The 9,679-nt window shown below is 49.7% G+C and carries 14 protein-coding genes; 8 read left to right on the top strand and 6 right to left on the bottom strand.

All coding sequences use genetic code 11. The features are described from left to right. The 7 genes from AC07OI_RS07475 to AC07OI_RS07445 all read left to right on the top strand — a co-directional run. Positions 1–846, top strand: an 846-nt coding sequence (locus tag AC07OI_RS07475) for a calcium-binding protein (RefSeq protein ID WP_495256754.1), incomplete at its 5' end; no start/stop codon positions are given. Between the two features lie 186 nt (positions 847–1,032). Beyond that, positions 1,033–2,469: an IS66 family transposase gene (tnpC, locus tag AC07OI_RS07470; RefSeq protein ID WP_495256753.1), complete on the top strand. Its 1,437-nt coding sequence runs from the start codon at positions 1,033–1,035 to the stop codon at positions 2,467–2,469. 30 nt (positions 2,470–2,499) lie between these two features. After that, a complete protein-coding gene (locus AC07OI_RS07465) occupies positions 2,500–2,907 on the top strand; it encodes a DUF2946 domain-containing protein (protein ID WP_495256752.1) in 408 nt (135 codons plus the stop codon). A 114-nt stretch (positions 2,908–3,021) separates the two neighbouring features. Then, a complete protein-coding gene (locus tag AC07OI_RS07460; protein WP_492707144.1) occupies positions 3,022–3,597 on the top strand; it encodes an SCO family protein in 576 nt (191 codons plus the stop codon). Positions 3,598–3,618: 21 nt separating this feature from the next. Beyond that, a complete protein-coding gene (locus AC07OI_RS07455) occupies positions 3,619–4,068 on the top strand; it encodes a copper chaperone PCu(A)C (protein WP_495256751.1) in 450 nt (149 codons plus the stop codon). Positions 4,069–4,078: 10 nt separating this feature from the next. Then, entirely contained in the window at positions 4,079–4,279 is a 201-nt protein-coding gene (locus AC07OI_RS07450) for a hypothetical protein (RefSeq protein ID WP_495256750.1), read from the top strand. Continuing rightward, positions 4,276–4,806 (top strand): YcnI family copper-binding membrane protein, encoded by a 531-nt coding sequence (locus AC07OI_RS07445; protein ID WP_495256749.1) that lies wholly within the window; start codon positions 4,276–4,278, stop codon positions 4,804–4,806. Before AC07OI_RS07450 ends, AC07OI_RS07445 begins: the two co-directional genes overlap by 4 nt. A 67-nt stretch (positions 4,807–4,873) precedes the next feature. On the opposite strand, the gene AC07OI_RS07440 is transcribed toward AC07OI_RS07445, so the two are convergent. The 5 genes from AC07OI_RS07440 to AC07OI_RS07420 form a co-directional block, all read right to left on the bottom strand. Beyond that, entirely contained in the window at positions 4,874–5,785 is a 912-nt protein-coding gene (locus AC07OI_RS07440; RefSeq protein ID WP_495256748.1) for an alpha/beta fold hydrolase, read from the bottom strand. Positions 5,786–5,839: 54 nt separating this feature from the next. Continuing rightward, the gene (locus tag AC07OI_RS07435) at positions 5,840–6,031 is read right to left on the bottom strand and encodes a helix-turn-helix transcriptional regulator (RefSeq protein WP_495256747.1); all 192 of its coding nucleotides are present in this window, start codon (positions 6,029–6,031) and stop codon (positions 5,840–5,842) included. Next, a complete protein-coding gene (locus AC07OI_RS07430) occupies positions 6,028–6,420 on the bottom strand; it encodes a hypothetical protein (RefSeq protein WP_495256746.1) in 393 nt (130 codons plus the stop codon). Before AC07OI_RS07430 ends, AC07OI_RS07435 begins: the two co-directional genes overlap by 4 nt. A 308-nt stretch (positions 6,421–6,728) precedes the next feature. Then, on the bottom strand, positions 6,729–7,148 hold the full coding sequence (locus AC07OI_RS07425; protein WP_162059606.1) for an organic hydroperoxide resistance protein: 420 nt from the start codon (positions 7,146–7,148) through the stop codon (positions 6,729–6,731). A gap of 240 nt (positions 7,149–7,388) precedes the next feature. After that, a complete protein-coding gene (locus AC07OI_RS07420) occupies positions 7,389–7,841 on the bottom strand; it encodes a MarR family winged helix-turn-helix transcriptional regulator (protein WP_495256745.1) in 453 nt (150 codons plus the stop codon). 180 nt (positions 7,842–8,021) lie between these two features. Here AC07OI_RS07420 and pyrF point away from each other — a divergent pair, with 180 nt between their 5' ends. Beyond that, positions 8,022–8,843, top strand: a complete 822-nt coding sequence (pyrF, locus tag AC07OI_RS07415; RefSeq protein ID WP_492707158.1) for an orotidine-5'-phosphate decarboxylase — start codon at positions 8,022–8,024, stop codon at positions 8,841–8,843. A 7-nt stretch (positions 8,844–8,850) separates the two neighbouring features. Here the strand turns inward: pyrF and AC07OI_RS07410 are convergent, their stop codons facing one another. Continuing rightward, on the bottom strand, positions 8,851–9,615 hold the full coding sequence (locus AC07OI_RS07410) for a substrate-binding periplasmic protein (RefSeq protein ID WP_495256744.1): 765 nt from the start codon (positions 9,613–9,615) through the stop codon (positions 8,851–8,853). Positions 9,616–9,679: the final 64 nt, after the last annotated feature.

Raw genomic sequence — 9,679 nt, 5'->3', positions numbered from 1 at the left:
GACGACACCCTCTACGGCGGCAATGGCGACGACACCATCAGCGCCGGGTATGGCAATGACTATGTGAATGGTGGCAGTGGCATAGACAGCATCACCCTCGCCAATGGCAATGACGTAGCCCAAGGCGGTGCAGGCAATGACAGCATCACCGGTGACTATGGCAACAAGTTGGTTGACGGTGGTGACGGCGATGATGTCATCACCATGAACGTTGGCAACCACTGGTATGCAGGTGGCAAAGGCAATGACACCATAGACCCCGGCCAGGGTCTCAATGTATTTGCCTTTAACCGTGGTGATGGTGCAGACATCTACAAAAACAACAAGGTCAATGGCAATACGATTTCTCTGGGCAAAGGCATCAAATATGCCGACCTGTCGCTGAGCAAATCAGGTATGGACCTGGTGCTCAACCTTGGCCAGGGAGACAGCATCACACTCAAAGACTGGTACACCAACCAGGGCCTGCGTGGCGTGGATCGTCTGCAATTCATTACCGAAGGTGGCGATTATGACGCAGCGTCAACTGACAAGACCAAAAACAGCAAGGTCGAAGTATTTGACTTCAGCAAACTGGTCCAGAAGTTTGACACCAGCCTGGCAGCCACCCCTGGCTTGAATCAATGGGCAGTCATGACATCCATGCTTGATGCACATCTGTATGGATCGAACACAGTGGCCATTGGTGGTGACCTCAATTACCAGTATGGTTTGAATGGCAACCTGACTGGCATTGGTCTCAGCGTCGTCCAGACCAGTCTGGCGGCTAATGACTTTAACAAAAATACAGGGCAGACTTTGCATGCCAGGTCGCAACTGGAAACAGGGGCTTTGTTGTTGATGTGAGCTTGATGCAATCCTTGCCCTAGCAAGGGATGAAGAGTTAGACAGGGGGGCCGGTTTTGCGACCAGCTCTCCTGTTTTTTTGTGGACACGTAAGCTTGGATATCATTTGCCCGCATATTTTTTCATTGACGCGGGGTAACTATTCAGCAGTTGTAAACATTCCTGACTTGCTGCATAGTGCAAGGGATGATAAAAATTCCCGACCTAAGAGAGCTAAGTAACGAGCAAAAAGATGTGCTCATTGTGGAATTAATTAGCACGCTCAATGCGATGACAGTGCGCATCAATGCCTTGGAAGCGAGGTTGATTAAAGACAGCCACAATTCCAGCAAGCCATCGTCAACAGATGGATTGCAACGCAAGCCGAAATCCTTGCGCCAGACAGGAGGCAAGGTAGGCGGACAGCCGGGGCATCCAGGTAAAACACTCAAGCGCCTGGCCTATTGTGACCATACTGTCGTTCATCCCATTGCAACGCGCTGTGATGCCTGTGGAAATCACATCCCACTTGATGACATTTCCCTCTCGGCCGAAACACGGCAAGTCATTGATTTACCTCCCATACGGCTAGAAGTCACCGCACATCGCGTCGAAGTCGCCCTTTGTCGTTGCGGCAAGCTTCATACGGGGGTGTTTCCTGCTGACCTGACACAAGCAGCGCAATATGGCGCACAGGTCAAAGCAGCGACTGTTTATCTGACGCAGTATCAGCAGTTACCTGTTGACCGGACAGCGCAGGCATTACATGATTTATTCGGATTGAACCTGAGTACCGGGACGCTTCAAAATCATATCAACGAGGGCGCTAAAAGATTACTGCCGATGGTCGGACGTATTAACCGGGCGATACAAATCGCACCTGTTGTCCATTTCGACGAAACCAGCATGCATGTCGGACGTACACAGCAATGGTTGCATAGTGCATCGACGGTAACACTGACCTGGTATGGGGCCCACCTCAAACGAGGGAAAGAAGCCCTGGACAGCTTTGGTATTCTCCCCGTATTTGCGGGAGTGGCAGTACATGATGGCTGGAAACCTTATGCCCACTATACCTGCCTGCATGCGTTGTGCAATGCACATCATTTGCGGGAATTGATCTTCATTGAAGAAACGACCAAACAGCCCTGGGCAAAGGAGATGATCGATTTGCTGCGTGCAGCAAAAAAAGAAACCGATCATAGCCTGGCGATGGGCAAGCAAAGCCTTGAACAGACACGCACCGCTCATTATCTGAGTCGTTATCAGATATTGCTCAACCAGGCGTGGAAACTCAATCCAAAACAAGAACGAGACCCCACGCGTATCGATACGCGTGGGTGTATCAAACAAACATTTACCTACAATCTGTTGGCACGCCTGGCTCGATACTCTGATGATGTCTGGCGGTTCATGACGGATCACCGTGTACCGTTCGACAATAACCGTGCCGAACGTGATATCCGTATGCCCAAGCTAAAGCAGAAAATATCCGGTTGTTTCCGTACCGCGCATGGCTTTACCGCCTTCTGCACTATCCGTTCTTACCTTGCTACTTTACGCAAACAAGAACAGCCTTTGTTCAAGGCCCTTGTACTCTCATTCTCTGGCAACGTCCCTCAGCCATGCTTGGGTGCTGAATAGTTACGACGCGGGTTTTGTTATAATCTACCCATGCGTATTTCTCTCCGACTCCGACACCTGACGATATGGCTTGCATGTCTTGCATTGCTGTTCAATGGTTTGCTGCCAGCCATGGCTGGCGGGATGGTAGGGAATGCTTCTGTTGGTAGCCAGCCTGGTGTCGTTGAGGTTTGTAGTGTCGATGGTGTCAAACTGATTGATGCTGTGACAGGCAAGCTGATCAAGCTTGTCGCTGGCAAGTCTGCGCAAGACAAGCAGCATATGGCTGCGCATTGCGCTTATTGCTTGCCGCATGCGGGGCATGATTTTGTGTTGCCCGCGTCTGTTTCCTGTCTACCACAGGGCAACTTGGCTGAGGCTGCACCCTTACTGTTTTATCAATCCCCACATACTTTATTCATCTGGACGGCGGCGCAGCCGCGTGGCCCACCTGCCTGACTGAGTTGAATTTCCTTCCTGTTTTACCTGACGCTTTGTTTGTGAGCGGGTAAGACGATATCAATCCATCATCTCATTATCTTTGATGACGATGAATGAAGAAAAGAAATCGAAATGAAACGTCGTTCTGTATTGACGCTGCTAGGCAGCATGTCATTGCTGGCTTGCAGCCGCACGCCTGTAACTTTCAATGGCATTGATATTACCGGTGCCAACTATGCCAGTGATTTTCACCTGCGCGGGCACGATGGCAAGGATTACAGCCTGGCCAGTTTCAAGGGCAAGTGTCTGCTGATATTCTTTGGCTTTACCCAATGCCCGGATATTTGCCCTACGGCCTTGAGCCGTGCTGTACATATACGCAAATTATTGGGAGACAAAGCTGAGCAATTGCAGGTCATTTTCATTACCATAGACCCGGAAAGAGATGCGCCCGAATTGCTGGCACAATATATGAAAGCATTTGACCCCGGCTTTTTGGGCTTGTATGGCGATATGAAACAAACGCAGGAAGTTGCTGCCGCCTTCAAGGTGTTTTACCAAAAAGTGCCCAGCGGTAGTTCTTATACCATGGACCATACTGCGATCAGTTATGTGTTTGATGCTCAGGGCAAGATACGTCTGGCTTTAAAACATGAGCAAACAGCAGAACAATGTGCAGCAGATTTGCGCGCACTGATGAATACTTAGAATGCAAAAAGGAAATAAAGAATGAATACAATCGATAAAGTCGCGATGGCTTTGGCTGCATCTGTTTTGGCAATCTCTGCCCAGGCGCAAGTTACCGTCAGTGAAGCCTGGGTACGCGCTACCGTTATCCAGCAAAAAGCGACGGGTGCTTTCATGCAAATCAAATCGGTCAAGGATACCCGCTTGCTGGAAGTGCGCTCACCAGTGGCTGGCGTTGTCGAAATCCATAAAATGGAAATGGCCGACAATATGATGAAAATGCGTGCTGTCGATAGCATAGACCTGCCTGCTGGCAAGCTAGTAGAACTCAAGCCGGGTTCTTACCATGTCATGCTGCTGGATTTGAAGGCACAGGTCAAGGAAGGGGATGTGGTGCCTGTGACTCTGGTGGTAGAAGGTAAAGACAAGAAGCGCGAAACCATAGAAGTCAAAGCGATCGCAAAACCCTTGAACCAGGCAATGCAGCATTGATGGGGGCGATATGAGTCAAACCAAAAGGACTGGATTTAGTTTCATGAAGCTGCTGCAGTGCTTCAATATTGCGGCGATTTGTGCGCTGGCGGTATGGCATGCCTATGCATTTTATCTTCATCAGGCGATATCGCTTCAGGCCAGGCCAGCAGTGATTGAATTTCAATTCCAGCCTGCTCATCAGAAAAATACTCCAAGGATAATCACATGAAAAAACTATTGCTTATCAGCTTCTTCGCCGCAGGCAATATGTTGACATATGCTGCCCATGCGCATGTCACGCTGGAACAAGGTAAAGCCAATGCGGGCGCATACCATAAGCTGACGTTTAAAATCGGCCATGGTTGTGAGGGCAGTGCAACTAATACGGTAAAGGTCAGCATCCCTGAAAACGTCAGTGGTGCCAAACCCATGCCTAAAGCGGGCTGGCAAATCGATACCAGCATACAGCCCTTGAGTGTGCCGTATAACTCGCATGGTAAAACCATCAGCCAGGATGTACGTGAAGTAAGCTGGACTGGTGGCCCATTGCCTGATGCTTATTACGATGAGTTTTCGATACAGGTGAAGTTGCCAGAGAAGGCGGGCAAGGTCTACTTCAAGGTGACACAGTTATGTGAAAAAGGTCGGCTGGACTGGGTAGAAATCCCGGCAGATGGCCAGGCTGCCAAGGGTTTGAAAACACCGGCGCCAGTATTGGAGATATTAGAAAAAACAGAAGCTGCGCATCATCATTAATACAATAGCCGTAAAAAAATTCCTTGCACTATTCTTGGTGCAAGGGATTTTTATCAAGAACACCTGTTCACTCTACGGTTTTCAAGAAATTATTGAGTACTTCTGCAAATGCCTGAGGTTGATCCAGCATAGGGAAGTGGCGGGCATTATTGATGGTAATGACTTGCAATGTGGGCGCACCCTGCAGCAAGGATAGATAGTAAGCATTTTTTGCTTCCAGACTGATATTGCGCGCAGCAAAATCAGCAGTGTAGTAAGGTGATATTTCCAGTAAAGGCACCAGAACTTTCGACATATCCTTGCGCAAGTCCATGCTGACGATTTCACTGGCATAGCTTGCGGTGGCCCCAGGGTCGCTCTTGCTGGTATGTACGGCTACCTTTTGTGCAAGTTGCTCATCGATGACACCCATGGTGCGCATGTACTGCAATTGCCGCGCCGCGAAAATTTCCTGCGTTGGCGCTGTCATTTGCGCGTTAAAGCGGGCCGCCAGGGCCGGGCGCTGCTCTGCTGGCGTATTTTCTGTACCAGGGAAAACTGGCAAGCCATCTACAGCAATGACGCCACGTATTAATTCACTATGCTGCTGGGCAAACCAGATCGCCAGTGTGGCACCTATACTATGTCCGACCAGTACTGGTTTATCGAGTTTTTGTTTCTGTATTAATTCTAGCAGGGATGCCTTGGCTTTTTCCAGCAGCGGGCCTTCGGTAGCAGGCTTGCCATCAAACCCGGCCAGGGTGACGACATACAAAACGTGATTTTTTTCCAGTTGCTTGACCGTGCCCTCCCACACCCAGGCACCGCTGGCGAGGCCAGGTATAAGGATCAAGGGCGCGCCCTGCTTGCCATGATGTTCGACATGCATGCTGCCGACCTGGAAGTGATTGTCTGTGTCTGCTGCGTGGGATGGTAAGGTGATGCCAAATACGCAGGCGACACTGACAGCGAGTGCCATGATGAGATGCTTGATGTGCATGGTGATCCCTTGAATTTTTTCAAAAGTGAATACGACTTGTTTGTGAGCGGAGATTTATTCAGTCTGGAATATTTTTTCTATCGGTAGCTGGAACAGTTTGGCAATGCTGAAAGCCAGTGGCAGGCTAGGGTCATAGCGCCCGGTTTCTATGGCATTCACCGTCTGACGAGATACTTCCAGCAGGTCCGCCAACTGGGCCTGGCTCCATTCGCGCTGGGTGCGCAATTCCCTGACGATGTTTTTCATTGCAACTTCTCTTTCCAGCTACGCAGGCAGGTAATCAAGCCCCATGAACCCATGACCAGAGACCAGGTGACGAACATGCTGAGTTTGGGGAAACCTGTGATTTCCATGAAACCATAGCTGAGTGAGAAGGCGGCTGTGAATGCTGCTGCCATGCCAAGGTTTTCCAGCGACCAGATGCGTACATATTCATCCATGCGCTGGAATTGGCGGATGATAGTCCACACCATCAGTAATGCAGGCAAGATGGGGCTGGCAATCAGCAGGCTGCGTAGTGGCCCGGCGGGAACCGAATCCGCGTAAATACTGCTGGTCAAGACAAACAGGCAATACATGCCCAATGTGGCAAACAGCTCGCGAAAATAAAGAGCCTTGGCTTGTTTCTCAAGCATGTTGTTCTCCTGTTGTATATCGTTTGGGTAAGTAAAGTTTGCTTTACATGGCAGGGCAAAAAAAATTGCCTTGAAGCCAGGCCGGTATGCAAGAACTAAAATGTAATCAAGCAGTTTATCCAGAGGGATGTAAAGCATGCTTGTCATCATATATCAAAAAACAGACGTGTCAAGCACGCTTTACATCAAGATGAAACTTGATTGAAGGAATTTGCCCGACAAAATAAAAAGGCTTGCAGAAAATTATTCTGCAAGCCTGATCTGAGCCCTGATTTCATATGGGCATGTAGCCCATATATCTGCTGGAATTACAGGATATTCAAAGTCACTTCGATATTGCCGCGGGTAGCGTTGGAATATGGACAAACTTCATGTGCCTTGTGTACCAGTGCTTCTGCAGCAGCGCGGTCCATGCCAGGCAGACTGACGTTCAAAGTCACTGCCAGACCAAAGCCACCTTTGCCATTCGGGCCTATACCTACCAGACCATTGATGGATACATCAGCAGGCAGGGCGATTTTGCCAGCGGCGGCAACAAATTTCATCGCGCCGATAAAGCAGGCGGAATAACCGGCAGCAAACAATTGCTCAGGATTGGTGCCTTCACCACCTGCACCACCGAGTTCTTTTGGTGTCGTCAATTTGACGGAAAGTTGATTGTCGCTGGAAACGGCACGGCCATCACGACCGCCAGTTGCTGTTGCGTTTGCTGTGTAAAGTACTTGCATGATGAACTCCTGATTTAATTTGCTGGGTTATTTGGGGTTTGCTGCGTTTGTTTCCTGGGTTTTTCTTACGACTACTGAGTCGATGGATGAACTATAGCGAACAATTTAATTGTGTGCAATCTAAATTGCGATTGTTTTTTTCTATCTTCGCGATAGCATGCCAACATCAGCTTAGTACAAACAAAGGAAAATATTAAGAATTTTTTAACTCATGGATTTGCTTGCCCATGGCTTGAAAACTCACGGGCTTAATAATTCATTGCGTAAATCACTGAGCTGGCTACGCAATTGCATCAGCGTCTCTTTGCTTTGCCCACTGGCGCAGAGGATTTTTTGTGGTATATCAAGGGCGGCATTGCGCAAATCCTTGCCCGCCGGTGTCAGGGTGATCCTGACCTGGCGCTCATCCGTCTCATCACGATGACGCTGCAACATGCCATTGGCTTCCAGGCGTTTCAACAAGGGGGTCAGAGTGCCTGAGTCAAGAAACAGGGCATGGCCTATGTCTTTGACCAGCACGTCATCCTGCTCCCACAAGACCAGCATGACCAGGTATTGCGGATAGGTCAGTCCAAGTGCGTCAAGCATGGGCTTGTAGGCCTTGGTGAGTGCCAGTGAGGATGAATACAGGGCAAAGCAAAACTGATTTTCCAGTGCCAGCATGTTGATGGGTGTTTCTGCGGGTGTTTTCATTTTGGCACTCTGGCAAATTCGTGAATGGATGATATGCAGGCATGATAAACAGTTTTTGCCAGCAATGCGGCACTTCTGCAAAGTCTGGGGTATCGTCTTTTGCGCAGCCGGGCAAGTCGCACAAGGTATAATGTCGGCCATTGCGCGTGCGCCGCCACGCCCCACTGTAAGAGGTAAACCGTGACTTTCATAGAAAAACTTTCCGCCGCCTGGACAGCCAATAATTCCCTGTTGTGTGTAGGCCTTGACCCTGATGTCAGCCGCTTCCCGGCAGAGCTGGCGGGCAAGCCAGATGCCATTTATGCATTCTGCAAAACCGTGATTGATGCGACCGCTGACCTGGCATGTTCCTTCAAGCCACAAATTGCTTACTTTGCTGCCCTGCGTGCTGAAGACCAGCTCGAAGAAATCTGCCGTTATATCAAGTCTGCTTATCCGCATATCCCTGTGATACTCGATGCCAAACGTGGCGACATCGGTGCAACGGCTGAGCAATATGCGCGAGAAGCTTTCGAGCGTTATGACGCTGATGCGGTGACCGTCAATCCCTACATGGGTTTTGATTCAGTCGCACCTTACCTGGAATGGAAAGACCGTGGTGCGATCGTGCTGTGCCGTACGTCCAATGAGGGTGGCTCTGATCTGCAATTCCTTGATGTTGGTGGCAAGCCCCTGTATCAGCATGTGGCGCAACTGGTGGCGGATAAATGGAATACCAATGGCCAATGTTCGCTGGTGGTTGGTGCTACCTTCCCAAAAGAGCTGGCGCAGGTGCGCGCAGTCATCGGTGACATGCCTTTGCTGGTGCCGGGCATAGGTGCCCAGGGCGGCGATATTGCCGCGACTGTACAGGCTGGTAAAACAGCAGTTGGCACAGGCATGATGATTAATTCTTCACGCGCCATTTTGTATGCCAAGCCAACTGCTGGTGAAAGTGCTGCTGGTGCCGTTCGCCGTGTGGCGCTGGAAACACGTGACGCCATCAACGCACACCGCTACTAAATGATGTTCACCGGGGTATCACGATATCCCGGTATTTCTTCAGAATCTGATCGTAGTAGCCATTTTGCTTGAGCAATCTCAAGACCTGATCCAGTTCATCCCTGAGTGCTTCAAGATGTGCTTTCCTGGCAAAACCAAAAAAGGTTTCCTGTTCCTGGACGACGGGGTAGAGCACCTTGAAATCATTCAGCAAGCCCATTTTTTTCATTTCATGAATCGCGCCAAAATGGTTGCTGATCAGTATGTCAAAGCGGTTTGCCAGCGCCATATTGATGGCATTGGTCTGATCGCTGGCCAGTTCGACATTTAACAAACCGCTCTTGCCGAGCTCATCAAACTTGCTGCCATAGCTGATACCCCTCACTGCACCAAACCTGTATTGCGAGAGACGGCTGAGGTCGCCATCAAAGCTGATATTGCTGTCATTTTTTGCCCACAGACTGATGGTTAGCAGTAAAACCGGTTCATTGGTGTAGGTGATGAATTTTTCCCGTTCAGGTGTTTTGAAAGCCGTAAAGATGCCATCGACCTCGCCGGTTTTTACCATTTCCAGACTGCGCCGCATGGGGTAGATGTTGATGACGACCTGATGCCCCATCAGACGGAAAGCTTCTTTAACGATATCGACTGCAATGCCTTTGACTTCACCTTGTTCTACGTACTCGTAGGGCGGGTAATTCAGGCTTGCCAGTTTGAAAGTGGCTGCAGTACTATCAGGAGTGAGCAGCAGGGCCAGCACGATTGCCAGCAGGGAGTGGAAAATGGTGCGCATCTTGTAACCTCTTTCAGATGCCACACTCATCAGGTGGACGTACAAAAAATGCGTTGGAAGCTCG

It is taken from the genome of Undibacterium sp. GW821-FHT07F11 (assembly GCF_059418665.1).
The sequence above is the reverse complement of the archived record's forward strand: the minus strand, read 5'-3'. Positions and strand labels throughout refer to the sequence as shown.

Bases quoted from the DNA above. Each gene is read 5' to 3' on its own strand.
- AC07OI_RS07430 (WP_495256746.1), bottom strand. From the start codon at position 6,420: ATGCTTGAGAAACAAGCCAAGGCTCTTTATTTTCGCGAGCTGTTTGCC.
- AC07OI_RS07410 (WP_495256744.1), bottom strand. From the start codon at position 9,615: ATGCGCACCATTTTCCACTCCCTGCTGGCAATCGTGCTGGCCCTGCTG.
- AC07OI_RS07455 (WP_495256751.1), top strand. From the start codon at position 3,619: ATGAATACAATCGATAAAGTCGCGATGGCTTTGGCTGCATCTGTTTTG.
- AC07OI_RS07435 (WP_495256747.1), bottom strand. From the start codon at position 6,031: ATGAAAAACATCGTCAGGGAATTGCGCACCCAGCGCGAATGGAGCCAG.
- AC07OI_RS07420 (WP_495256745.1), bottom strand. From the start codon at position 7,841: ATGAAAACACCCGCAGAAACACCCATCAACATGCTGGCACTGGAAAAT.
- AC07OI_RS07445 (WP_495256749.1), top strand. From the start codon at position 4,276: ATGAAAAAACTATTGCTTATCAGCTTCTTCGCCGCAGGCAATATGTTG.
- AC07OI_RS07440 (WP_495256748.1), bottom strand. From the start codon at position 5,785: ATGCACATCAAGCATCTCATCATGGCACTCGCTGTCAGTGTCGCCTGC.
- AC07OI_RS07450 (WP_495256750.1), top strand. From the start codon at position 4,079: ATGAGTCAAACCAAAAGGACTGGATTTAGTTTCATGAAGCTGCTGCAG.
- tnpC (WP_495256753.1), top strand. From the start codon at position 1,033: ATGATAAAAATTCCCGACCTAAGAGAGCTAAGTAACGAGCAAAAAGAT.
- AC07OI_RS07460 (WP_492707144.1), top strand. From the start codon at position 3,022: ATGAAACGTCGTTCTGTATTGACGCTGCTAGGCAGCATGTCATTGCTG.
- AC07OI_RS07425 (WP_162059606.1), bottom strand. From the start codon at position 7,148: ATGCAAGTACTTTACACAGCAAACGCAACAGCAACTGGCGGTCGTGAT.
- AC07OI_RS07465 (WP_495256752.1), top strand. From the start codon at position 2,500: ATGCGTATTTCTCTCCGACTCCGACACCTGACGATATGGCTTGCATGT.